The organism is Bradyrhizobium sp. AUGA SZCCT0182, from assembly GCF_018130185.1.
Classification (GTDB): domain Bacteria; phylum Pseudomonadota; class Alphaproteobacteria; order Rhizobiales; family Xanthobacteraceae; genus Bradyrhizobium.
On record NZ_JAFCLY010000027.1, the window covers coordinates 95,245 to 117,757 of the forward strand.

Annotated in this window: 31 protein-coding genes; 22 read left to right on the plus strand and 9 right to left on the minus strand. The window is 62.3% G+C overall.

The window, feature by feature from the left end; translation table 11 throughout:
• Positions 1 to 3 precede the first annotated feature (3 nt).
• From JQ611_RS26015 to JQ611_RS26035, 5 genes are all read left to right on the plus strand, one after another.
• Positions 4 to 219, plus strand: a complete 216-nt coding sequence (locus JQ611_RS26015; protein WP_212265562.1) for a hypothetical protein — start codon at positions 4 to 6, stop codon at positions 217 to 219.
• An 8-nt stretch (positions 220 to 227) separates the two neighbouring features.
• On the plus strand, positions 228 to 518 hold the full coding sequence (locus JQ611_RS26020) for a type II toxin-antitoxin system RelE/ParE family toxin (protein WP_212265563.1): 291 nt from the start codon (positions 228 to 230) through the stop codon (positions 516 to 518).
• Positions 515 to 961: a tol-pal system-associated acyl-CoA thioesterase gene (gene ybgC, locus JQ611_RS26025; RefSeq protein ID WP_212265564.1), complete on the plus strand. Its 447-nt coding sequence runs from the start codon at positions 515 to 517 to the stop codon at positions 959 to 961. Before JQ611_RS26020 ends, ybgC begins: the two co-directional genes overlap by 4 nt.
• Positions 962 to 1,032: 71 nt before the next feature.
• Positions 1,033 to 1,500, plus strand: a complete 468-nt coding sequence (locus JQ611_RS26030; RefSeq protein ID WP_212466991.1) for a nuclear transport factor 2 family protein — start codon at positions 1,033 to 1,035, stop codon at positions 1,498 to 1,500.
• A gap of 6 nt (positions 1,501 to 1,506) precedes the next feature.
• Positions 1,507 to 2,067, plus strand: coding sequence for a TetR/AcrR family transcriptional regulator (locus JQ611_RS26035; RefSeq protein WP_212466992.1), 561 nt, complete (start codon positions 1,507 to 1,509; stop codon positions 2,065 to 2,067).
• 172 nt (positions 2,068 to 2,239) lie between these two features.
• On the opposite strand, the gene JQ611_RS26040 is transcribed toward JQ611_RS26035, so the two are convergent.
• Positions 2,240 to 2,884: a glutathione S-transferase family protein gene (locus JQ611_RS26040; protein WP_212466993.1), complete on the minus strand. Its 645-nt coding sequence runs from the start codon at positions 2,882 to 2,884 to the stop codon at positions 2,240 to 2,242.
• 109 nt (positions 2,885 to 2,993) lie between these two features.
• Between JQ611_RS26040 and JQ611_RS26045 the strand changes: the two genes are divergently transcribed.
• Positions 2,994 to 3,704 carry a TetR/AcrR family transcriptional regulator gene (locus tag JQ611_RS26045; RefSeq protein WP_212466994.1) on the plus strand — a complete coding sequence of 237 codons (711 nt, stop codon included), beginning with the start codon at positions 2,994 to 2,996 and terminating at the stop codon, positions 3,702 to 3,704.
• A gap of 154 nt (positions 3,705 to 3,858) precedes the next feature.
• Here JQ611_RS26045 and JQ611_RS26050 read toward each other — a convergent pair whose 3' ends face one another.
• Positions 3,859 to 4,824, minus strand: coding sequence for a glyoxylate/hydroxypyruvate reductase A (locus JQ611_RS26050; protein WP_212466995.1), 966 nt, complete (start codon positions 4,822 to 4,824; stop codon positions 3,859 to 3,861).
• A 316-nt stretch (positions 4,825 to 5,140) separates the two neighbouring features.
• Here JQ611_RS26050 and JQ611_RS26055 point away from each other — a divergent pair, with 316 nt between their 5' ends.
• The 3 genes from JQ611_RS26055 to JQ611_RS26065 all read left to right on the plus strand — a co-directional run bounded on the left by JQ611_RS26055 (position 5,141) and on the right by JQ611_RS26065 (position 7,093).
• Entirely contained in the window at positions 5,141 to 5,509 is a 369-nt protein-coding gene (locus JQ611_RS26055; protein ID WP_212391583.1) for a YciI family protein, read from the plus strand.
• Positions 5,506 to 6,780 (plus strand): RNA polymerase sigma factor, encoded by a 1,275-nt coding sequence (locus tag JQ611_RS26060; RefSeq protein ID WP_212391584.1) that lies wholly within the window; start codon positions 5,506 to 5,508, stop codon positions 6,778 to 6,780. The genes JQ611_RS26055 and JQ611_RS26060 overlap by 4 nt, the downstream gene beginning before the upstream one ends.
• 94 nt (positions 6,781 to 6,874) lie before the next feature.
• Positions 6,875 to 7,093: a hypothetical protein gene (locus JQ611_RS26065; protein ID WP_192736847.1), complete on the plus strand. Its 219-nt coding sequence runs from the start codon at positions 6,875 to 6,877 to the stop codon at positions 7,091 to 7,093.
• Here the strand turns inward: JQ611_RS26065 and JQ611_RS26070 are convergent, their stop codons facing one another.
• Both JQ611_RS26070 and JQ611_RS26075 read right to left on the minus strand, forming a co-directional pair.
• Positions 7,094 to 7,390 (minus strand): hypothetical protein, encoded by a 297-nt coding sequence (locus tag JQ611_RS26070; RefSeq protein WP_212391588.1) that lies wholly within the window; start codon positions 7,388 to 7,390, stop codon positions 7,094 to 7,096.
• A gap of 81 nt (positions 7,391 to 7,471) precedes the next feature.
• Complete coding sequence (locus JQ611_RS26075; protein ID WP_211999484.1) at positions 7,472 to 7,897, minus strand: globin family protein; 426 nt, start codon at positions 7,895 to 7,897, stop codon at positions 7,472 to 7,474.
• Positions 7,898 to 8,548: 651 nt separating this feature from the next.
• Here JQ611_RS26075 and JQ611_RS26080 point away from each other — a divergent pair.
• Genes JQ611_RS26080 through JQ611_RS26090 form a run of 3 tightly spaced genes read left to right on the plus strand, consistent with a single transcriptional unit; the run spans position 8,549 to position 10,007 of the window.
• A complete protein-coding gene (locus JQ611_RS26080; protein WP_212391614.1) occupies positions 8,549 to 8,974 on the plus strand; it encodes a DoxX family protein in 426 nt (141 codons plus the stop codon).
• A gap of 24 nt (positions 8,975 to 8,998) precedes the next feature.
• Positions 8,999 to 9,535 carry an SRPBCC family protein gene (locus JQ611_RS26085; protein WP_212466996.1) on the plus strand — a complete coding sequence of 179 codons (537 nt, stop codon included), beginning with the start codon at positions 8,999 to 9,001 and terminating at the stop codon, positions 9,533 to 9,535.
• A 55-nt stretch (positions 9,536 to 9,590) separates the two neighbouring features.
• Positions 9,591 to 10,007 (plus strand): VOC family protein, encoded by a 417-nt coding sequence (locus JQ611_RS26090; RefSeq protein ID WP_212391592.1) that lies wholly within the window; start codon positions 9,591 to 9,593, stop codon positions 10,005 to 10,007.
• A gap of 122 nt (positions 10,008 to 10,129) precedes the next feature.
• Here JQ611_RS26090 and JQ611_RS26095 read toward each other — a convergent pair whose 3' ends face one another.
• Both JQ611_RS26095 and JQ611_RS26100 read right to left on the minus strand, forming a co-directional pair.
• Complete coding sequence (locus tag JQ611_RS26095) at positions 10,130 to 10,561, minus strand: hypothetical protein (protein WP_249133455.1); 432 nt, start codon at positions 10,559 to 10,561, stop codon at positions 10,130 to 10,132.
• A gap of 69 nt (positions 10,562 to 10,630) precedes the next feature.
• A complete protein-coding gene (locus JQ611_RS26100) occupies positions 10,631 to 11,419 on the minus strand; it encodes an SDR family NAD(P)-dependent oxidoreductase (protein WP_212265577.1) in 789 nt (262 codons plus the stop codon).
• Positions 11,420 to 11,572: 153 nt separating this feature from the next.
• Between JQ611_RS26100 and JQ611_RS26105 the strand changes: the two genes are divergently transcribed.
• A complete protein-coding gene (locus JQ611_RS26105; RefSeq protein ID WP_312011107.1) occupies positions 11,573 to 11,956 on the plus strand; it encodes a cupin domain-containing protein in 384 nt (127 codons plus the stop codon).
• 125 nt (positions 11,957 to 12,081) lie between these two features.
• On the opposite strand, the gene JQ611_RS26110 is transcribed toward JQ611_RS26105, so the two are convergent.
• Positions 12,082 to 13,749 carry a PAS domain-containing methyl-accepting chemotaxis protein gene (locus JQ611_RS26110; protein WP_212466997.1) on the minus strand — a complete coding sequence of 556 codons (1,668 nt, stop codon included), beginning with the start codon at positions 13,747 to 13,749 and terminating at the stop codon, positions 12,082 to 12,084.
• A 273-nt stretch (positions 13,750 to 14,022) separates the two neighbouring features.
• Positions 14,023 to 14,517 carry a helix-turn-helix domain-containing protein gene (locus JQ611_RS26115; RefSeq protein ID WP_212391596.1) on the minus strand — a complete coding sequence of 165 codons (495 nt, stop codon included), beginning with the start codon at positions 14,515 to 14,517 and terminating at the stop codon, positions 14,023 to 14,025.
• Positions 14,518 to 14,610: 93 nt separating this feature from the next.
• On the opposite strand from JQ611_RS26115, the gene JQ611_RS26120 reads away from it, so the two are divergent.
• The 7 genes from JQ611_RS26120 to JQ611_RS26150 all read left to right on the plus strand — a co-directional run bounded on the left by JQ611_RS26120 (position 14,611) and on the right by JQ611_RS26150 (position 18,867).
• Positions 14,611 to 15,162 (plus strand): dihydrofolate reductase family protein, encoded by a 552-nt coding sequence (locus tag JQ611_RS26120; RefSeq protein WP_212391597.1) that lies wholly within the window; start codon positions 14,611 to 14,613, stop codon positions 15,160 to 15,162.
• 71 nt (positions 15,163 to 15,233) lie between these two features.
• The gene (locus tag JQ611_RS26125) at positions 15,234 to 15,887 is read left to right on the plus strand and encodes a glutathione S-transferase family protein (protein ID WP_212391598.1); all 654 of its coding nucleotides are present in this window, start codon (positions 15,234 to 15,236) and stop codon (positions 15,885 to 15,887) included.
• Complete coding sequence (locus JQ611_RS26130; protein ID WP_212391599.1) at positions 15,888 to 16,259, plus strand: nuclear transport factor 2 family protein; 372 nt, start codon at positions 15,888 to 15,890, stop codon at positions 16,257 to 16,259.
• A gap of 142 nt (positions 16,260 to 16,401) precedes the next feature.
• Positions 16,402 to 16,818 carry a YciI family protein gene (locus tag JQ611_RS26135; protein ID WP_212391600.1) on the plus strand — a complete coding sequence of 139 codons (417 nt, stop codon included), beginning with the start codon at positions 16,402 to 16,404 and terminating at the stop codon, positions 16,816 to 16,818.
• Positions 16,819 to 16,945: 127 nt separating this feature from the next.
• Entirely contained in the window at positions 16,946 to 17,371 is a 426-nt protein-coding gene (locus JQ611_RS26140) for a YciI family protein (RefSeq protein WP_212391602.1), read from the plus strand.
• A 175-nt stretch (positions 17,372 to 17,546) separates the two neighbouring features.
• Positions 17,547 to 18,275 (plus strand): TetR/AcrR family transcriptional regulator, encoded by a 729-nt coding sequence (locus JQ611_RS26145; protein ID WP_212265585.1) that lies wholly within the window; start codon positions 17,547 to 17,549, stop codon positions 18,273 to 18,275.
• A 106-nt stretch (positions 18,276 to 18,381) separates the two neighbouring features.
• On the plus strand, positions 18,382 to 18,867 hold the full coding sequence (locus JQ611_RS26150) for a DUF2852 domain-containing protein (protein ID WP_211999528.1): 486 nt from the start codon (positions 18,382 to 18,384) through the stop codon (positions 18,865 to 18,867).
• Between the two features lie 162 nt (positions 18,868 to 19,029).
• Here the strand turns inward: JQ611_RS26150 and JQ611_RS26155 are convergent, their stop codons facing one another.
• On the minus strand, positions 19,030 to 20,193 hold the full coding sequence (locus JQ611_RS26155) for a mandelate racemase/muconate lactonizing enzyme family protein (protein WP_212391605.1): 1,164 nt from the start codon (positions 20,191 to 20,193) through the stop codon (positions 19,030 to 19,032).
• Between the two features lie 148 nt (positions 20,194 to 20,341).
• Between JQ611_RS26155 and JQ611_RS26160 the strand changes: the two genes are divergently transcribed.
• Together JQ611_RS26160 and JQ611_RS26165 are read left to right on the plus strand one after the other, a co-directional pair.
• Positions 20,342 to 21,235, plus strand: a complete 894-nt coding sequence (locus JQ611_RS26160) for a LysR family transcriptional regulator (protein ID WP_212466998.1) — start codon at positions 20,342 to 20,344, stop codon at positions 21,233 to 21,235.
• 96 nt (positions 21,236 to 21,331) lie between these two features.
• Positions 21,332 to 22,099: a serine acetyltransferase gene (locus JQ611_RS26165; RefSeq protein WP_212466999.1), complete on the plus strand. Its 768-nt coding sequence runs from the start codon at positions 21,332 to 21,334 to the stop codon at positions 22,097 to 22,099.
• Positions 22,100 to 22,513: the final 414 nt, after the last annotated feature.

A 22,513-nucleotide genomic window follows, 5' to 3' on the forward strand; every position in this document is an offset into this window, starting at 1 on the left:
TTCATGACCTCAGCCGTCGAAAAAGCTGTCGAAGCCCTGGAACTGCTGCCTGCGGAAATGCAGGAGCAGGCCGCCGATTATTTGCTGTCTCAGGCCCGAAAATTCCGTGCGCTCAAGGACGCCATTGACGAAGGAATGGCTGACGTCGAAGCGGGAAGGGTTGTTCCCTGGGATTTGGAAGCCTTCCTCAAGCAAGCACGGGCAAAGGCGCAGGGGTAGGTGCTGTCGTGCGGGTCGTCGTTTCGTTGCGGGCTCGTTCCGATATTCTCGATATTCATTCATATCTCTCTGAACGCAGTCCCGTCGTCGCCGATCGAATGTTGGCCAGATTTTCTCAACGGTTCGATGAACTCCGCGAGTTTCCCTTCCTTGGACCTGATCGGAGCGAACTGCGCGCGTCGCTGCGAGGACTTTTAATGGACGGCTATACTGCATTCTACATGGTCGAACCGGACCAGATTGTTATCGTTCGTGTGCTTGACAGCCGGATGGATATCGAGCGGGAGTTGTCGAAATGACGCCCCACATCGACGGCGAGGTCCGCGACGGCCGCCATCACATGCAGGTCCGCGTCTATTATGAGGACACGGATTTCTCCGGCATCGTTTACCACGCCAATTATCTGCGCTTCATGGAGCGCGGCCGCACCAATCATCTGCGGCTGATGGGTGCCGATCAGCAGGCGCTGTTCGAACAGGCTCAGGCTGAGACGCCGGGCTTTGCCTTCGTGGTGCGCTCGATGGAGATCGATTTCCTGCGCCCGGCGCGGATGGACGATCTGCTCGATGTGGTGACCTGGCCGATCGCGGTGAAGGGCGCCTCGATCACGCTGGCGCAGGAGGTGCGGCGCGGCGAAGAGGCGCTGGTCACCGCCAAGGTGCGCGTCGCGTTCATCTGCGAGGGCCGCGCAAAACCGATCCCGAAATCGCTGCGGCAGCTGATGAAGGCCGATCTGGATTAATTTCGCCGAGTACTTGACTCTCTGTACCGATCGGTACAGTCTCGAGCTCTATTCAGAGCTGGAGATACTTGATGTCGCGTCCGCCATTGCCGCCGTTCACGCGCGAGACCGCCGCCCAGAAAGCCCGCATGGCGGAGGACGCCTGGAATTCGCGCGATCCGGTCCGCGTCTCGCTGGCCTATACCGAGGACAGCCGCTGGCGGAACCGCGCCGAATTTTTTCAGGGCCGTGATGCGATCGTCGAATTCCTCACCCGCAAATGGGCGAAGGAGCACGAATACCGCCTGATCAAGGATCTCTGGGCGTTCGATGCCAACCGCATCGCGGTGCGCTTTCAATATGAATGGCATGACGAGGCCGGGCAGTGGCACCGCTCCTACGGCAACGAGCAGTGGGAGTTCGACGAGCATGGCCTGATGCGCCGGCGCGAGGCCAGCATCAATCATGTCGAGATTGCCGAGAAAGACCGCCGCTTTCATTGGGCCGCGCCTGGACCGCGTCCGGCGGATGTCACGGGCTTGAGCGAGAGCCCGTTCTAGCTGGCTATGGCCAAAACCGTTTCCGAACGCGCCGATCTGTTGCCGCTGATCTCGGAGGTGTTCCGCAGCCACGGCTATGAAGGCGCGACGCTGGCGCTGATCGGCAAGGCCACCGGTCTGGGGAAGGGCAGCCTCTATCATTTCTTCCCCGACGGCAAAGCGCAGATGGCCGCGGAAGTCCTGGCCGAGATCGATCACTGGTTCGAGGTCAATATCTTCGCGGCCCTGCGCAAGTCCGATGATCCCGCACAGGCGATTGCCGACATGACCGCGGGTGTCGATCGCTATTTCCGCTCGGGCCACCGCGTCTGCCTAGTCGGCGTGATTGCGCTCGGGGCATCGCGGGATATTTTCAGCTCGCAGGTGCAGGATTATTTCAGCCGCTGGAACGATGCGCTGGCGCAAACGCTGCGGCGCGCCGGCTTCAGTGCAGGCGTGGCGCGGCGGCGCTCCGCCGATGCGCTGCTGACCATTCAGGGCGCGCTGGTGCTGGCGCGCGCGCTCGACGATACCAAAGTGTTCGGGCAGGCGATGGTGGATATGAAGGCGCGTTTGCTGGCGAAGTGAGACACACCATCCGCGTCGTCCCGGCCTTGAGCTCAGATGTGCAATTGCACATCGGGGGACCCATACCGCGTGATCTATCGGTAAAAAGCCGGCAGACACCGCCTGCAATTTACACTCGCCGCGGAGTATGGGTCCCGGCGTTCGCCGGGACGACTCGTGGTGAGATTCCGCCTTACGCCGCCGCCTTGTGCCGCGCGACCTCGGCCTGGTACAGCGCGAACTCTTCGGCCAGCGCCTTGGCGACGCTCGGCCGCTTCTTCATCCGCTCGAGATAATCCTTCACGGCTGGATATTTCGAAAAGTCGATCATCGGGGTTGCGATGCTCCAGTTCAGCACGGTGGTGAGATAAGCGTCCGCCACGCTGAAATGATCGAGCACGAATTCACGGCCCTCGAGATATTTGTTGAGGTAGTCGAGGCGCGACAGATACCGCTCCAGCGTATAGGCCTTGACCTCCGCCGGCACGGTCTTGCCGAGCAGCGGCGTGAACAGGCCCTTGTGCAGTTCGGTGCCGATGAAGCACAGCCATTGCTGCAGCTTGGACCGTTCGATGCCGGGTCTGGCGCCGATATTGGAATCGGACAACCACTCGGCGACGTGCTGCAGGATCGCGGCGTTCTCGGTCAGCGTTACGCCGTCGTCGGTCCGCACCACGGGCACGAGGCCGAGCGGATTGACCGCGTAGAAATCCGAATCGTCCTTCAACACGCGTTTGGTCTTGGGGTCGACCTCGATGAAGTTGACCTGGCTGCCGGCCTCATACAGCGCGATCCTGGTTGCCATCGAGCAGGCGAGGGGCGAGAAATAAAGGTCCATGTACGAATCTCCCTTGGGTCACTTTTGCGCTTGGGTTCAGGCGGTCGTAACGGCTAAGCTTGATTTATGTACCGCTCAGTATAAATAAGCGTCAAGGATTATTTGCAAGATGGTACAAAAAAGAAACCCGCCGGCGCCACGGGCCCGGCCCGAGGCTGCATCGCTGAAGCCCGCAAAGCCTCAGCCTGCGAAGCCGCAGCCCCCGGCCGGCGGCGCCCCACCAAAACGCCGCGGCCGGCCGCGCGCCTATGAGCCCGACGTGGCGCTGTCCCGCGCGCTCGATGTGTTCTGGAAGGACGGATTTGCCGCGACCTCGCTTGACGATCTCAGCGCCGCCACCGGCATGAACCGGCCGAGCCTCTATGGCGCGTTCGGCGACAAGCGCGAACTCTACAAGAAGACCTATGAGAGCTATCGCAACCGCGCCCGCGCGCGGATGAGCGAAGCCTTCGCGGCCGACATGCCGCTGCGGCCGATGCTGCTTCGGATCTATGGCATCGCGCTCGACATGTATCTGTCGGGCGAAGGCGGCCCGCGCGGCTGCTTCACAGTGATGACCGCGACTTCGGAAGCGGTGTTCGACCCTGACATCCGCGCCCTGGTGGTCAGCGGCCTCGTCGAGATGGACCGCTTCTTCGCCCGTCTGTTCAAGATCGCCCAGGAACGGGGTGAACTGTCCGCCTCCGCCGATCCGCAAGTGCTGGCGAATCTCGCGTCGGCGACGATCCACACCATCGCAATCCGCGCCCGCGCCCAGATGCCGCGCGCCGAACTGGAAGCGCTCGTCAACGGCGCGGTCGATGTGATGGCGCGGGGGTAGTTGTCGTCCCGGCGAAGGCCGGGACCCATACGCCGCGGCGGATGTTGTCTGACAAGAAGGCAACGATCAGCGTGCAAACCAATAATCGCCGGTGGTTATGGGTCCCCCGATGCGCAATTGCGCATCTGTGCTCAAGGCCGGGACGACATCCCAATCAATACCCTTGCTTGCGATCCACCACGTTCTCGAGCGCTCCGCCGGCCTCGAAGCGCTCGATCTGGCGCGCGACGTATTTCGAGATTTCCTCGGGGTCGGTATCGGCGGCGTTGTGCGGGGTCAGCACGACCTTCGGATGGGTCCAGAACGGGCTGTCGGCAGGCAAGGGCTCCGTGACGTAGACGTCGAGCGAGGCGCCGCCGAGCGTGCCGTCTTCCAGGCAGCTCAGAATATCCGCCTCGTTCTGCGAAGCCCCGCGGCCGGCATTGATCAGGACCGGCGCGCCCATTGGGCTTGAGCGGTTGAGTTTTTCGAACACGGCGCGATTGAGGATACCGCGCGTATCCGTCGTTAGCGGCAGCAGGCTGACCAAAATGTCGGTCTGCCGCAAAAACGCTTCCAATTGCTGCTCGCCGTGAAAGCAGGGGACGCCGGCGATCTCCTTGGGGCTGCGGCTCCAGCCCACGACCTTGAAGCCGACATGTTTGAGGACGCCGGCGGCATGGGCACCCAGCGCGCCCAGCCCCATGATGCCGACCGTGATCGCGCCGGCCGCCCATTGCGGCTGCGGCGACCAGCGTTTCACCCGCTGGCTCTCGCGCAGATAAAGCTCCTGCCGGTGATGCATCAGCGCGTGCAGCACGACATATTCCGTCATCCGCTCGGTCAAATCGGGGACCGCGACCCGCACCAGCGGCACGTCGGGCAGCGTGGAATCCACCATCAGCGCATCGACGCCGGCGCCGAGATTGAAGATGATACGCAAATTCCTGAACGCGGCGACCTCCCCGGGCTTCGGCTTCCACACCGCGGCGTAATGGACCTCGGCCGGGTCGAACGACGCATCCGGCATCTCCACTATGGAGCGATCCGGGCAGACGTCGCCAAACCGCTTCATCCACCGCGACGCTGCCCAGTTATCAGTCCCGCCACGCACCAGCAGCGCAAGCGCCCCTTTTTTCATTGATTTTCCCTTCGTATCGCCACGCAGCGCGACCGGTACCTTCTGAGGATTGAACCATTCCTCTAACCTCCTTTCACCAAGCAAGGGAGATACCAAATGACCAAATCATCGTAATTCCGGCTGTGGTCATGGCTGTCATGCACCTGCCGGCATTTCGATTGTCGGTCTCTGACCGGGCGTGGAACACTCGAAAATTTCTTTCGCTCCGCTGTCGGCAGCGGGCATAATCGTTCGTCCTAGGCATGATCCGGAAAAGTGGGCTCCGGTTTTCCGATAAGATCATGCCTCATCAAGAGACAACGGAGATGCGGGTCGCATGCTGTACGCCATCCTTTGCTACCACGACGAAGATTTTACGGGTTCCTGGACCAAGGAACAGGACGCCGCGGTCATGACGAAACTGCGGGTCGTGCAGGACAAGCTCACCAAGCAGGGCCGGCTCGGCCCGGTGGCGCGGCTGTTGCCGACCACGTCGGCGACCACCTTGCGCAAGGACGATCCGCCGGTCGTGATCGACGGCCCCTATGCCGAGACCAAGGAGCAATTGCTCGGCTTCTATGTCGTCGATTGCGAGAATCTCGACGCGGCGCTCGATGTCGCGCGGGATCTCGGCAAGGCCAATCCCGGCGGTGCCTATGAGATCCGCCCGGTCGGCATGTTCACGCCGGGGAGTGTGCCGAAATGACCGACACCGCCTGGATCGATAGCGCGCTGACCTCGGCGCGCCCCCAGGCGGTCGGCGCGCTGCTGCGCTATTTCCGCAATCTCGACACCGCCGAGGAAGCCTTCCAGAACGCCTGCCTGCGAGCGCTGAAGAGCTGGCCGCAGAATGGCCCGCCGCGCGATCCCGCGGCGTGGCTGATCATGGTCGGGCGCAACGTCGCGATCGACGACATCAGGCGAGGCCGCAAGCAGGAGCCGCTGCCCGAGGACGACCACGCGATCTCGGATACCGGCGACGCCGAGGAGCAACTCGCCGAGCGGCTCGACGGCTCGCATTACCGTGACGACATTCTGCGGCTGCTGTTCATCTGCTGCCATCCGGATTTGCCGGCAACGCAGCAGATCGCGCTGGCGCTGCGCATCGTCTCGGGCCTCTCCGTCAAGCAGATCGCGCGCGCTTTCCTGGTTTCGGAAGCCGCGATGGAGCAGCGCATCACCCGCGCCAAGGCGCGCGTCGCGGATGCCGATGTGCCGTTCGAGACCCCGGGCGCGGTGGAGCGCACCGAACGGCTGGCTGCGGTAGCCGCGATGATCTACCTGATCTTCAACGAGGGTTATTCGGCGAGCGGCGATACCGCCGAGATCCGCAGTCCTTTGTGCGAGGAAGCGATCCGGCTGGCGCGGCTGTTGCTGCGGCTGTTCCAGAGCGAGCCCGAGATCATGGGGCTGACCGCGCTGCTGTTGCTGCAGCACGCGCGCGCCGCGGCGCGGTTCGATGCCGACGGCGCGGTGATCCTGCTCGACGACCAGGATCGCACGCTGTGGAATGGCAAGATGATCGCCGAGGGGCTGGCGCTGATCGACAAGGCGATGCGCCATCGCCGCAGCGGGCCCTATCAGATTCAGGCGGCGATATCCGCCCTGCATGCCCGCGCCGAAAAGCCTGAGGATACCGACTGGACCCAGATCGATCTGCTGTATGGCGCGCTCGAAATCATGCAGCCGTCACCCGTGGTGACGCTCAACCGCTCTGTCGCCGTTTCGAAGGTGAAAGGTCCCGAAGCCGCGCTGGACATGATCGAGCCGCTGGCGGCGCGGCTGTCGAATTACTTTCATTACTTCGGCGTGCGCGGCGCCTTCCTGATGCAGCTCGGGCGCAACGAGGAAGCCCGTGTCGCCTTCGACCGCGCCATCGCACTGGCCAACACCTCGGCCGAAGCCGCCCACATCCGCATGCATCTCGACCGCCTGATGCGCGACAGCAAGCCCCGCGGCGCCAAGGCCGGGAAATAGCCTCGTTCCGCGCGGCGTCAGGCCATCCGGCCTCCCGGATTTGAACCGCGCCCTAACGCCCCGCGACCAATCGGCAACGGTGGAGCACGGGCTCGTGATGATCGGTATTCTGCGAAAAGTCGCTTTCGGCGAACCTGCCAGCGCGAGATTTTTCTGCCTGCGCTGGATCGCCCGGCCGCTTCTGTTCGCCTTGCCCGTTCCTGTCGTGGCGGCGTGGTGTGACATCCAGCCAAGCTGGAACATCTTCGTGTTCACGTTGTTCTGCGTGGCCTGGTCTGATTGCGTGGACGGAATTGGAAAGCAGGATCGATAGCTAGCGCCTGGAGGACGGCTTCCGCTTGGGCTGAAGCGCCGCTGGAAACGGCGCGCTGACCACCGAATCAATCTTGTCGCAAATCGTCTTTCCAAGGCCGCAATAATAGCGTGACGCGGCGAGCGCATTCCTGACCCGGTTGTCGCGCCGCGCCATCTTGATGATCTTGTCGACCAGTTGCGGCGGCGCGACATGAAGCAGGGACGCCAGATCGCCCCGGCCGATCTCCGCTTGCTCCTCGAGGCTTGCGCCGCGCAGGGCGATCAGGATCGAATCGAGCTCCAATTGCGGATCCATGTCCTTCCACTCTCGTTCGAGATGAACGGACCTATGTCGCCTCAACCTCGCCCGAGGTTCGACAAGCAGCAGCGGCGCCGGTCATGCGGCGTTCGGAACCGTCTTCGCCGCATTGCGCATCACGCCGGCAACCGCCGTGTATGCCGCGATCCAGGCGTCCTGCACAGGCGGTGTCCACGCGGTTTGCAGGCCTTGTTCGAGCGTCCACAGCAACGCGGCGCCGACCGAATCGTAATGCTTGTCGAGGACGCCGTACGCGACATGTTTCCTGCCGAGCGTTTCCAGCACCGGGATCAGCGGCGCGAGGTTGTCGAGACCGCCGATCACGGTCGCCAGTGCCTGCATCAGCTTCTTGCGCTGCTCCGGCATGTCGGTGCTCTTGAACATGGGGCGCGTCGAGGGGTCGATTTCGAACAGCCGGCCGTAGAACAATGTCGCGGCGGTATCGGCGATCGGGACCACGAGGCTCCAGGTCGTTTTGACAAGCGCTTTCTGGTCGGGGGTCATGGTCGTGCTCCAGAATGAATGATCTGCAATGATTGGTCTTCGATGAATTTTGTTGGCCGTGCTTTCGCTATCAAAAGCTGCGCGGAAGCTGCGATCGCAATTAACCCTGCTGAGAATATGCAGCCGGGAGATGGCGTTCCCTCGCCGGCGCTTGCGCAGTCAGGACGCGACGCAGGCCGTTTGCAACAGCAGAATAAATTGCTGCCGCGAGATTTCCGGCACCGCCGCCGATGACGATCATCGCGTAGGACATCGAGTCCTCAGGCCGGGTTGTTTTGACAAGCGTCGTTTGTTCGCAGGACATTGGTCGTGCTCCAGAATGGATGGGTTTTGCCGGGGGTGGCTGTTTCGATTGACAGCCGTTAGTCGCGCCTTCGCGATGAAAGGTTCGTGCCAGGCGCGCGGTTATTTCAATCGCATGTCGCTGATCGCACGCATGAAATCGGCCATGGTGATGTGTGCCATCTCGATCAGAGATGCCCTCGCCAGAGACTGCGTTGGCGGCGTGCTCCGTCGATTCATGTGGCCCACCTCCCATTGCTTGTGCGGCGTGAGGTGCGGCCGCTGAAAAAAGTTCGGCCCGCCAGTCTGTTTGCGTCAGGCTCGTTCGTCCTGGAATTGTGCAAATGACAGGAGAAAGCCATGTCCACCATGTCTGCGATTGCCGAGCCCGCGCCGGTCGCCAAAACTGCCCGCTTGATCGGCCGTACTCTCTCCGGCCTGGTCATCGTGTTCCTGCTGTTCGACGGCGCCATCAAGCTGGTGCCGTGGCCGGTCGTCACGGAAACGATGGACAAGATGGGTTATGGTTCGAGCGAAACGCTGGCGCGCAGCCTCGGCATCATCACCATCGTCTGCACGGTGCTGTATTCGGTACCGCCGACCTCGATCCTCGGCGCCATCCTGCTGACCGGTTATCTCGGCGGCGCGATGGCATCCCATGTCCGGATCGACAGCCCGCTGTTCACCCACACGCTGTTCGGGCTTTATCTCGGCCTGATGGTATGGGGCGGGTTGTGGCTGCGCGATCCGGCCTTGCGCAATTTCATTCCTTTCCGCCGCCGACCTGCATCATAATCACCAGCCCGTACGGAGACTGACATGCTCGACATCATTGCCATCGTCGCCGTCGTACTGGCGATTGCCATCGCCGCGGTGCTGATTCTGGCCGCGACCAAGCCGGATACGTTCCAGGTCCAGCGCGCGATCAGCATCAAGGCGCCGGCGGACCGGATATTTCCGCTGATCAACGATTTTCACCAATGGCGCAGCTGGTCGCCCTATGAGGACAGGGATCCGGCGCTGAAGCGCACCTATGGCGGCGCCGACAGCGGCAAGGGCGCGGTCTATGCCTGGGACGGCAACAAGAATGTCGGGTCCGGCCGCATGGAAATCCTCGAAACGTCAGTACCCTCGAGGATCCTCATCAAGCTCGATTTCTTCAAGCCGTTCGAAGGTCACAACACCGCCGAATTCACAATGCTGCCGCAGGGCGATGCTACCCATCTGACCTGGACGATGACCGGGCCCGCCGTGTTCCTGTCCAAGGTGATGCAGGTGTTCATGAACCTGGACCGCATGATCGGCAAGGATTTCGAGACTGGTCTTGCCAATCTGAAAAAGCTCACCGAGAAGTAGCGTACGTTCATCGCAAATTCGTTCACGCCAAATCTGTCCACCCAAGGAGCCAACGATGCAGGTCAATCCCTATCTGTTCTTCAACGGAAATTGCGAGGAAGCACTGAAGTATTATGAAAAAGTGCTCGGCGCCAAGGTTGACGCGATGATGCGCTATGAAGGCGGGCCGGCCGACATGCCGACCCCGGCGGAATGGAAGAAGAAGATCATGCACGCCAGTTTCACGGTCGATGGCGAGGTGGTGATGGCCTCCGATGCATTTCCCGGCGACTTCCATCAGCCGCAGGGTTTTGCGGTCGCGCTGCAGGTCGATGATCCCGCCGATGCCGAACGCCGCTTCAAGGCATTGGCCGATGGCGGCACCGTGAAGATGCCGTTTGCCAAGACCTTTTTCTCCAATGGTTTCGGCATGTGCGTCGACAAGTTCGGCACGCCCTGGATGGTCAACTGCCCGGCAGATATGCAGTCATGATGGTGGGTAATTGACGTTGTAGGGTGGGCAAAGGCGCACTTGCGCCGTGCCCACCATCTACGTCGCGCAGGGATTGGTGGGCACGCTTGCGCTCTACCCATCCTACAAAGCTACAAAGCCCTTCACCTGCACGACGGGTAAATCGCGGCGAGTTCGCGCCCGCGCAGCAACAACATCCGCGACGTCAATCCGCCGCGGCGGCTGATCCAGTTACGGACCGGCTCCGGATAGGCTTCCAGCACCGCCTGCGACGCTTCCGGTTCGGCATACATCCGGCCGCGGCGGTCGATCGAGCGCGCGCCGTGGAAGCCGAGCACGGCGCGGCGCGTCACGCAGATGCGCTCGTTCGGCACCGTGCTCAGCACCAGCGTGCAGGCCGACAGGCATGGCCCGTCGATCACGACGCGCTCGCCGGACGCGCGCAGGCGCTCGAACAGGTCGAGAAACGGGCCGACCTGTCCGCCGGGGCTGGCGAGGATGCGCACCTCGGCACGAACAGGTGAAACCGCAGCGCACAGCGCCGCCGCAACAGCAATTGCCTTGATGAGCGCCATTCGCATGTGCGGCTCCTTCGTCCCGGAGCTGTTGAATTAGTCAACGTTGGCGCGTCCGGCAAGGCTCCGTCAGCCGTTCCTTCGTTCCCCGCGCAGCGTCGGCAAGCCGATGCCGGCGGCATCAAAACCGCCGTCGACGGCCAGGACCTGCCCGGTGATGTAGCTGGAACGGTCGCTGCACAGGAAGAACACCGCTTCCGCCAGTTCTTCTTCGAGGCCATAGCGATTGAGCGGAATGGCATCGTGGTAATCGGCGCGGATTTCCGGGGTATGAACCGCCTTCGCCATCGCGGTCTCGACCGGGCCTGGAGCGACGGCGTTGACGCGGATGCCGAGCGAAGCCAGTTCGACCGCGAGCTGCTTCGTCAAATGCGCAAGTCCCGCTTTGCTGGTGCCGTAGGCCGAGCGCAGCGTGGAGGCGCGCACCGCCGAGATCGACGTGATGTTCACCACTGCGCCGCCGCCATGTTCGCGCATCAGGGGGGCTGCGGCCTTGGTGCAGATAAATGGCCCGGTGAGATTGACCGCGAGGATCCGGTTCCAGTCCTCGTCCGATGTCTCGAGCAGGGGTGCGAACACCGCGACACCTGCGTTGTTGACCAGCGCATCGAGCCGGCCAAAACGCCCGATCACATTTGTCATCGCGGAGGCCACCGCGCCGGCATCGCTGACGTCGCAATGCAGCGCCAGCGTGTTGTCGGGATCGGCCAGCGCCGCGACCGCGCCACGCAGCAATTCGCCCTCGATGTCGAGCAGCGCCACCCGCCAGCCATCGGCGAGAAAGCGTTTTGCGGTCGCAAGCCCGATGCCACGCGCGGCGCCGGTGACAAGTGCGACTTTTGATAGGGAAGGAGGCATGGAGGGGGTCCGCTGGTGATTGATTCTTTCGCTCTATACCCCACGCCGCTCATTGTGTCTCGAACCTGCCGGCAGCCCGCGCTTGCATGCTGCGCCGCATCCGGCGCACGTTCTCAAACCACGCGAGGTCACGGCAACCGAAAGGGTCCGGCAATGATGGTGGTCGACGTCAGGGATATGCCACCGGAGCAATGGCGGCTGGGAGTGGAAACCCGCATGCTGGTTTCGGCGCGCAACGGCGCGGCACATTTGTGCATCTTCGAGCAATGGATCGCGCCCGGCGCCGGCGCCCCGACGCATTCGCACCCCGTAGAGGAGGTGCTCACCGTGCGCGAGGGCGAGGCCGAGATGTGGCTCGGCGAGGAACGCAGCATCGTCACGTCGGGGCAATCCCTGATCGTGCCGGCCGGGCAACTGCACGGCTTCCGCAATTCCGGCACCGACATGCTACACATCCATGCCGTGCTGGCGTCGCCAATCTTCGAGGCCACGGTGGAGGGCTCAACGGAAGTGACGCGGCGGTGGGACCAGGTCTGAGCGAACGCCCCCCTATAAAAAAGCCGGCACCGCTGCGCTTCTGCGCCTGCGGTGCCGGTTAAGCTCGCCTTCGGGATGGCTCCCGAAGGCTGATTGAGCCGATACGAGGGGCTGGCTGTCCCGTATCAGGCCAATTCGGCGGAGGCGCGCTGCATGTTGGACGACATGTCCGATGTGACAGCGCTCTGCTCTTCCACGGCGGCGGCCGTGGAGGCGATGAACTCGTTGACGCTGGCGATGGCCTCCTTGATGGCCGTGAGCGAGCCCACGACTTCGCTGGCGACGCCGTTGAGCTGTTCGATCTCCTTCGAGATCGTGTCGGTGGCGTGCTTGGCCTGATTGGCGAGGTTCTTGACCTCGGAGGCCACCACGGCAAAGCCGCGGCCCGCTTCGCCCGCCCGCGCCGATTCGATGGTGGCGTTCAGCGCCAGAAGGTTGATCTGTCCGGTGATGTTGCCGATCAGCTCGACGATCCCGCTCATGGCCTGCGAAGCGGCGCTGAGCTTCACGGCTTGCGCGTCCGCGGCTTCGACCCGGGCGGTCGCGTTCGCGGCATTCGCCTTGGACTTGGTCATGGTCTCGGAGATTTCGCGGATCGAGGCGCTCATCTCCTCGCTGCCCGCCGCCACCGACTCGATCAGGCCGCGGGCGTTCTCGGCCTTCTTGCGCGCGATCGCCTGGGCGGTGATGTCGGTCGCGTATTTCACCACCTTGAACGGCTTGCCGTTGAGGTCGAGGATCGGATTGTAGGACGCCTGGATCCAGATTTCGCGGCCGCCCTTGGCGATCCGCCTGTATTCCGCCGCCTGGTACTGGCCGCGGTTGAGATTTTCCCAGAATTCGCGATACGCCGGTGCGTTACGCTCGTTCGGATCGACGAACATGCCGTGATGCTTGCCCTGGATTTCCGGCAGCGAATAGCCGAGCGCGGCGCAGAAATTCGGATTGGCGGTGCGGATGGTGCCGTCCATGTTGAATTCGATCACGGCCTGCGATTTTACGATCGCGGAGATCTGGCCGTCATTGTCGGCGGCCTTCAGCTTTTGCGCGGTGACGTCGGTGGCGAACTTGACCACCTTGAACGGTTTGCCGGCCTCGTTGAGGATCGGATTGTAGCTGGCGAGGATCCAGATTTCCTTGCCGCCCTTGCCGAGGCGCTTGTATTCGGCGGCTTCGTACTGGCCGCGGTTCAGCCGCGCCCAGAACTCGCGATAGGCGGCGCTGTCGCGCTCTTCCGGGACCACGAACATGCTGTGGTGCTTGCCTTGGATCTCGTCGAGCGGGTAACCGACCGCGCCGAGGAAGTTCTCGTTGGCGGTGACGATGGTGCCGTCCATGTTGAACTCGATCACGGCCTGGGCCCGGCCGATCGCGGCGATCTTGCCGGCGTCTTCCATGCTGTGGATCTTTTGCGCCGTAATGTCGGTCGCAAACTTGATGACCCCGACCGGCTTGCCGCCGCTATCGAGGATCGGATTGTAGGACGCCTGGATCCAGATCTCGCGGCCGCCCTTGCCGAACCGCTTGTATTGCGCGGCCTGGAATTCGCCGCGGTTCAGCCGCGCCCAGAATTCGCGATAGGCCGCGCTCTCGCGCTCGGCCGGATCGACGAACATGCCGTGATGCTTGCCCTGGATTTCGGCCAGCGTGTAACCCACGGCGCCGAGAAAATTCGGGTTCGCGGTGACGATGGTGCCGTCGAGCTTGAACTCGATCACGGCCTGCGACTTGTTGATGGCAGCGGCTTGGGCAAGCGCGCTTTGGGTGTTTGCTTTCTTTTGCAGATTGAACACGTGAGGCTCCGCGCGCTGTTTAAAAATGGATGGCTGATAATTCAGTACGGGAAAAAGTTGCAGATACCCGTTTATCAACGGTAAACCATCTCGCTCGCCAATGTTTCGCCTGATGAAATTCGTGCGACGCGCTCCCCGGTGTGAACTTCGTAGGCGCCTTCATCCATCACGATAATTTGTCGTGTGTGCACGTTGATGGGCAGAGTGAAGGCCTCCGCCCAAGCCTGCCGGCCTACGTATTCATACGGAGCGAATTCTTGAGCTTTTTGAACGTTATGTCCGGTTCACGACACTCTCATACGCCGCCTGGAGCCGCTCACCGACCGACGGACCCTTCCTGCGCCGGACCTGACCCAGATGCGTCTCGCGCAACTCGTCCATGAACTCTGCCCACATTTTAGGCCCGCCCTCGCTGAGCAGCCTGGCGCGGATGCCGAGTTCTTCGGAAACCGGGAGGTATTGGTAACCCCAGGCCGCCATCTGCGCGAGGACCGGCAGCAACTCGATGCCCTGTTCGGTCAGCGAATAGATTCCCTTCTGCTTGTGGCTGGGATCGTCCTCGCGGGTGATGATGTCGGCGTCGAGCAACGTCTTCAGCCGGTCGGCAAGGATGTTCGAGGAGATGCCTTCCTCGGACTTGGTCAATAGCTCGCGAAAATGCCGCCGGTTGCCGAACATCATGTCGCGGATGATCAGCAGGCTCCATTTGTCGCCGACCACTTCCAGCGTGAGGTTGATCGGGCAGCCGGAGCGTCGATCGTCGGTCATGGAAGCGTCCCCGAAAAACTGCTTGCAATATTGCACCGGTTGGCTCAGGCTACAACCAGTTGCAAATCGCAATCAGTTGGCAGGAGCGACGGGATGGCAAAGCTGATCATGTGGAACCTGATGACGCTGGACGGCTTCGTCGAAGGGCCGAACCGGGACATCTCCTGGCATGAAGACGTCTGGGGCGAAGAACTGGAGCGATTGTCGATCGAGCAGCTCACCGCCGCCGGCGGATTGCTGTTCGGCCGCGTCACCTATGAGCTGATGGCGAACCATTGGCCGAATGCGACCGGCGAAGTCGCCGACTTCATGAACGCGGCGCCGAAATACGTGTTCTCGCGCACCCTGAAACAATCCGGTTGGAACAACACGCGGATGTTCGCGGACGATGTGGCTGATACCGTCACCAAATTGAAGCGCGATGCGCCGAAGGATATCTTTCTGTTCGGCAGCGCCGATCTGGCGTCGCACCTGATCCCGCACGGCGTGATCGACGAATTCCGCATCGCGCTGAACCCGATCATCCTTGGCGGCGGAACGCCGTTGTTCAAACAGGGCGCGCGGATCAAGCTGAAGCTGCTGGACAGCCGGGCGTTGTCGACCGGGATCGTGATCCTGCGCTACGCACCCGCCGCTCCGAAATAATTCGGAGCAAATGTCGGCCTGCCAAACCCTGGTCCGTCTTGCTGACGTGCCCAATACACTCCGGAGTCCAGATGTCACTGACCCTGCATTTCCACCCGCTGTCATCGTTCTGCTGGAAGGCGCTGATTGCGCTGTACGAGATCGGCGTTCCGTTCACGCCTAATCTGGTCGATCTCGGCAATCCGGCCGAACGCGCCGCGCTGCTGAAGCTGTGGGGAATCGGAAAATTTCCGGTGCTGCAGGACGAAGCGCGAGGCCAGATCGTCCCGGAATCGAGCATCGTGATCGAATATCTCGACCGCCATTATCCCGGTCGCACGCGATTGATTCCCGATAATCCCGAGCGCGCCTTGCAGACCCGTCTGCGCGATCGCTTCTACGATCTCTATGTGCATCTGCCGATGCAGAAGATCATGGGCGACCGGCTTCGCCCCGATGGCAAGCAGGATCCGCACGGCGTCGAGGAGGCGCGGGCGCAGTTGCGCACTTCATACGCGATGATCGAGCAGCAGATGATCAGCGGCACCTGGGCGATGGGCGAAGATTTTGGCCTCGCCGACTGCGCCGCGGCGCCGTCGCTGTTCTATGGCAGCATGGTGGTGCCGTTCGGCGACGGCGAAACAAACCTCGCCGCCTATCTCGAACGCCTGAAGGCCCGGCCGTCGTTCGTACGGGTGCTGAAGGAGGCCGAGCCCTATTTTGGCATGGTGCCGAAGGAGCGCTGAATGAGCGCCGCAAGCAAGACCGGGATCATCCGCAACCTGTTCGCCGCCTATTTGGCGAACGACCGCGCGGCGGTCGAGGCCGCCTTCACCGACGATTTCCGTTTCACCAGCCCCTATGACGACGAAATCGACAAGGCGAGCTATTTCGCGCGGTGCTGGAAGAACGGCGACTGGATCGAACGACAGGATATCGAGCGGATCATGGTCGAGGGCGAGGCGGCGTTTGTGACCTATCGATGTGTCGCCAAGGAAGGGAAAAGTTTCCGCAATACGGAGTTCTTCGCTTTTGCGGGCGACAGGATCAGGCGCATCGACGTCTATTTCGGCGCGACCTATGAAAACGGCGCCTTCGTTCGCCAGGGCGACAGCTAAGTCCCTCCGATCCCATCTGGTCCGCGGAAAATGGCCTTCCAAAATAATTTCGGAAGCCATGTCGGTGCCGCAAAACCCGGTTCGTCATGTTGACGAGCGATAGTACCGGCCGACCGGCCAGACAGACAAACGGAGCGAAACGATGCGATTCATGGTGATTGTGAAGGCGAGCAAGGATACCGAATCCGGCGTCATGCCGAGCACGGAAATGCTGACCGCGATGGGCAAGTTCAACGAGGAACTGGTCAGGGCCGGCATGATGGAGGCGGGCGAGGGCCTGCATCCTTCTTCGAAAGGCGCGCGGGTCAAATATCAGGGCGGAGAGGGCAGTGCTGCCAAGGGGCCGTTCCCTCTGACCAGCGACCTCGTCGCCGGCTTCTGGCTGATCAACGCCAAATCGCTCGATGAGGCGATCGCGTGGATGAAGCGCGCGCCGTTCGACGGCGGCGCCGAGATCGAAATCCGCCAGGTGTTCGCGGCCGAGGATTTTGGCGAGGCCTTCACCCCCGAACTGCGCGAGCAGGAAGATCGCCTGCGCGCGCAGGCGGGAAAGAAATAAGTTCAACACCGTCATTCCGGAGCGGCTCGTAAGAGCCGAACCCGGAATCTCGCGCTGCAATCTCCAGATTCCGCGTTCGATGCTTCGCGTCGCCCCGGAATGACGCCAAACCGAACAGGACCCCACCATGCGATTCATGATGCTGATGATCCCCCTGGGCTATGAGACCGCGGCGCCGGACGTGCAGCTCGATCCCGAGCGCGTCACGGCGATGATGAAATACAATGAGGCGCTGAGTGAAGCCGGAGTCCTGATCGCGCTCGACGGGTTGCACCCGCCGTCGATGGGCGCGCGGGTGTCGTTCGCGACCGGCATGCCTGTCGTCACCGACGGTCCCTTCACCGAGGCCAAGGAAGTGCTTGGCGGCTACTGGATGATCGACGTCGCGTCGCGGGAGGAGGCGATCGCCTGGGCCAAGAAGTGCCCGGCTTCCGAGAACGAGATCATCGAAATCCGCCAGGTGCAGGAAATGGCCGATTTCTCGGAGGAAGTGCAGAAGGCAGCCAAAGGCTTCGAGGAGTTGCAGACGGGAAATGCGCACAAGGCGCGGTGAGGCGCTGGAACCTCTCCCGGCTTGCGCTCGCTTCTTCCGTTTTTTGGTTCCAGACGAGCGAAGCACGCCGTTTGAGGCGGTGGAGCAGCTTGGACCCACGCATTTCCGCCTGTTAACCTTCCTGAACGCTCAAAATAAGTGACCTTTATAGCCAACTCATGTAAAAGCCTTTCACATGAGTTGGCGCAAGGAAGAGCGCCGCGCCGAGCGCGGCTACCATCATGGCAATCTGAAAGAGGCGCTGCTGCAGGCGGCGCTCGGCCTGATCGCCGAAAAGGGCGCGGCCGGTTTCACCTTTGCCGACGCCGCGCGCATGGCCGGCGTCAGCCCGGCGGCGCCTTACCGGCATTTTCGCGATCGCGACGAATTGCTGTCCTCGATCGCGCAGCGCGGCTTCGAGCAGTTCGAGGCGCTCTTGCTGCAAGCCTGGGACGACGGCCGCCCCGACACCGTCACGGCGTTCGAACGGCTCGGCAAAGCCTACCTCGCCTTCGCGCGCAATGAGCCGGCGTTCTACTCGGCGATGTTCGAATCCGGCCTTCCCGTCGATCTCAGTCCGACATTGCAGGCGGCGAGCGAACGCGCCTTCGCGGTGATCAGGGCGGCAGCCGAGCGCCTCGCTGCGCTGGTGCCGCCGGGCATGCCGCGGCCGCCGGCGATGATGATGGCGCTGCACATCTGGTCGATGTCGCACGGCGTGGCGTCGCTGTTCGCCCGCGGCGATGCGGCGCGCCGCAAGCTGCCGATGTCGGCCGAGGATCTGCTGGAAGCCGAAGTGCTGATCTATCTGCGCGGTCTCGGCTTCCCGACCGATCGCAGGCCTGCCGCGAAGGACCCGGCGAGCGAGAAGCCGTCCGGTCCGCCGCCGGTTCCCCCGGCCGGTCCTTGGGGCTCTCCAAAATAATTTAACGACGGCCGCTTGCCGCCCGCTTGACAAAAAACGTGGATGGTTTAGGTATGTAAATGTTATTTACATTCACAACGGCGTGATCGCCGTCATGGAGAAGGAAATGGCCTACACCGCAGATGTCAATCGATGGCGCGGCCCCGCTGAAGAAACCAGTCGGCCCCCGCATATGCTGGATAGCCCCTGGCATCCTGGCTGGATCGCCGTAACCATCCTCGGCTTCATCATCTGGTGGCCGATCGGGCTTGCCCTTCTCTTTTTCACACTCGGGAGCAGAAAAATGGGTTGCTGGAGTCACCAGGATCGCTGGCAGAACAAGATGGAGCGGATGCAGTACAAGATGGACCGGATGCGCGGCCGCATGGAGCGCCGTGGTTTCGGCTTCGGTGGTTTCGGCCCGCCCTCGAGCGGCAACCGCGCCTTCGACGAATACCGCACCGAAACGCTGCGGCGCCTCGAGGAAGAGCAGGTCGAATTCCGCGACTTCCTCGATCGCCTGCGTCACGCCAAGGACAAGGAAGAGTTCGACCAGTTCATGGCGCAGCACAAGCCGCGTCCGACCCCGCCGAACGATCAGCCGCAAAGCTGAACTTCCAGTCGTGAGCGAACGCCTCGGGCGATGTGCCCCCATAGCGCCTGAAGGCTAACGAGCCGCCCGTTTGTGATCAGCACAGACGGGCGGTTTGCTTTGTGCGGATACGCGGCGTCTTGCAGGTTTGGTCGGAAGCCTTGTAACTCACGGCCGATCTCGTCATTCAGCCAGTTCGCGCATCACCTTTATCAGGTCGGATTTGCCCTCAAAGCCGATGCCGGGAAGGTCGGGCATCACGATGTGGCCGTCCTGGACGCGAACGGAGTCGGGAAAGCCGCCATACGGTTGAAAGAGGTCCGGGTAGCTCTCATTGCCGCCGAGGCCGAGACCTGCCGCGATGTTCAGCGACATCTGGTGTCCGCCATGGGGGATGCAGCGTGACGGCGACCAGCCATGCTGTGCCAGGACATCGAGCGTCCGCAGATATTCGACAAGCCCGTACGACAGCGCGCAGTCGAACTGCAGCCAGTCGCGATCCGGCCGCATGCCGCCGTAGCGGAGCAGATTGCGCGCGTCCTGGTGCGAGAAGAGATTTTCGCCGGTCGCCATCGGACCCGGATAGAATTCCGACATGGCGGCTTGTAGAGCGTAGTCGAGCGGATCGCCGATCTCCTCGTACCAGAACAGCGGGTAATCGCGCAGCATCTTCGCGTAAGCGATCCCGGTCTCGAGATCGAAACGTCCGTTGGCGTCGACGGCAAGCCGCGCTTCCGAGCCAATCTCCTTCAACACGGCTTCGATCCGTCCGCGGTCCTCGTCGATCGAGGCGCCGCCGATCTTCATCTTCACCACGTTGTAGCCTCGGTTGAGATAGCCGCGCATCTCCGTCTGCAGCGCCGAATTGTCCTTGCCCGGATAGTAGTAGCCGCCTGCCGCGTACACGAAGACACGTGGATTGGCCTCACGGCCCTTCTTTTCGGCGAGAAGGCGAAACAGCGGCTTGCCGGCGATCTTCGCGACGGCGTCCCAGACCGCCATGTCGAGCGTGCCCACCGCCACCGAGCGCTCACCATGCCCGCCCGGCTTTTCATTGGACATCATCGCTGCCCAGATGCGATGCGGATCGAGGTTGGTGCCGGCGTCGTCGAGCAGGCTTGCAGGCTCGGCCTCGATGATGCGATTGCGGAAGCGCTCCCGGATCAGGCCGCCCTGACCATAGCGGCCATTGGAGTTGAAGCCGTATCCGACGACGCGGCGACCGTCGCGCATGACATCCGTTACCACGGCGACGAGGCTCGCCGTCATTTTCGAGAAGTCGATATAGGCGTTGCGGATCGGAGAGGCGATCGGCTTGGTGATTTCGACGACGTCGACGATACGCATGATGTTTTCCGTCCATCGGCCGTTGTTTGGAGGCGCTGGTCATGCTGATAACGACAGCAGCAAGCCCGTTCGGAATGGCTAGTACGGCTGGATTTGCTTCAAGGCCAATGCTATTACCTGAATTGGTTATGTTGATACGGCATTACTAATGGAACTGATCTGGTTCGAGGACTACCTGGCGCTTGCCGAAACCCTGAACTTCTCAAGGGCGGCCGAGGCACGCCACGTCACCCAGCCGGCCTTCAGCCGCAGAATTCGCGCGCTCGAAAGCTGGGTCGGCGCTGACTTGTTCACCCGCACGACGCATGGCGTCGCGCTGACCCCGGCGGGCGAACATTTCCACAATCAGGCGGAGATACTGACCCGCGCGGTGCATCAACTGCGCCGCGACACGCTGGAAGTTTCCGGCAGCACTGCAAAGCTCTTGTCGATCGCGGCGACGCACGCGCTCTCCTTCACTTTTTTTCCAAAGTGGGTTCGCGGCAATGAAAGGGTTCTGGCCCTTGGGAATCTCAACCTGATTTCCGACAGCATGCAGGCGTGCGAGCAGATGATGCTGCGCGGCGATGCGCAGTTTCTGCTTTGCCACCACCACCGGCAAATGAGCAGCCGGCTCGAGTCCCGCCAGTTCAGGAGCATCGTGGTCGGATCCGATACGCTCGTTCCGCTCAGCGCGCCCGGCAAAAATGGAGCTCCGCACTGGCGGCTTCGCGGCGGCAAGCCGGTCAAATACCTTGCCTATAGTGCGCAGTCGGGATTGGGACGCATCGTGGCCGCCCAATGGGGAACGAAAGATCGAGCCTTTGCGCTCGAAACGATCTTTACTTCCCATCTGGCTGCGACCCTGCTTTCGATGGCGCGCGCTGGAGACGGCGTGGCATGGCTGCCGCGGACTTTGGCCGAGGAGGACATTTCTGCTGGACGACTGGTTGAAGCCGGCGCTGCGGATTTGCAGATCCCTATCGAAATTCGTCTTTTCCGCCCCATCGCGCGGCAAGGCCAGGCCGCCGAGTCGGCGTGGGCTGCCTTTGAACAGTCCTGACGTTTCGACGAACGGTTTGCTTTTGGTGCACCGCTTGCGCTGGCGAAGTCCCCCGGACGACCTATATTTCGGGCCGGCGCACCCGAGGTGATGGCGATGATCCAGAACGCAATTGCACCAGTCGACCAGCTCTGGCGATCCGTTCGCCGCGAGGCGGAAAATATCCTCGCCAACGATCCGCTGTTCGGCGCCTCGCTGTCATCAGCGATCTTCGATCATGCCGATTTCGGTCGCGCGCTCGCCCATCAGATCGGCGAACGGCTCGGTAAGACCGCTGATGACCGCGAGTTGTTCGCACGCGTGGCCCGTGAGGCCTTTCACGCCGCGCCAGACCTGATCGACGCGGCAAGCCTCGATCTGCAAAGCATTGCTGTTCACGATCCTGCGACCAAAGGGCTGCTGCCGCCGCTGCTCAACTTCAAGGGCTACGTCGCGCTGCAGGCCTGGCGCGTGTCCAACTGGCTCTGGCTTCACGAGCGAACCGACCTCGCTTTGTTGTTGCAAAGCCTGTCGTCGGATTCCCTGCAGGTCAGCATTCACCCCTCCGCCTCGATCGGCACCTCGGTGTTTCTCGATCACGCGACCGGCATCATCGTCGGCGCCTTCGCCGTGATTGGCGACGAGGTGACGATCCTGCAAAACGTCACCATTGGCCGGAAGCAGGCGCTGCCGGGCCGCGCGCCGCGGATCGGCCGAGGCGTGCTGCTCAGCACCGGCGCCACGATTTTAGGCGACGTCAGCATCGGCGACTTCGCCAAGATCGGCGCCGGCGCGCTCATCGAGCAAGACGTGCCGGCCGGATGTACCGCCGTCGGCATGCCGGCGCGGCTCGTCAATTGCGCGGAGGCGGGGCTGCCGGCGTGAGCTGCGTTGCTCCTCGCGCAAGCGCGATCCCGGGCGCCGACTGCGACAAAACAACCCGACGGGCAAATCAGTTCTGATTTACAGAAATCGTGTCAAGTAGAAAAGTTCTGTAAATCAAAAATATTTCTGTTGTCGGCCGACCCAAATCAGTGCGCATCTATCGCCATCCCGTCCTACTCAGAAGGGCGTCGGCCGTCGTCACGGACGTTGGGCGGGTTGCGGTGGACGCTGGTTTACGCCTCGACGATGGCGTGGATAGGCGTACGGCAAAACCGTGTGGTCCTGGCGCCCGTTGCTGGCGTCAAGCCGTCGGGTAGGCGAGAGCTGAACCGGCGGTGACGGAGTCAACCAAGAACTCGTCTCCGGGGAGATCACGGCATAAGCCGTAAAGCCATTGCGCAGGGAAGGCCGGGT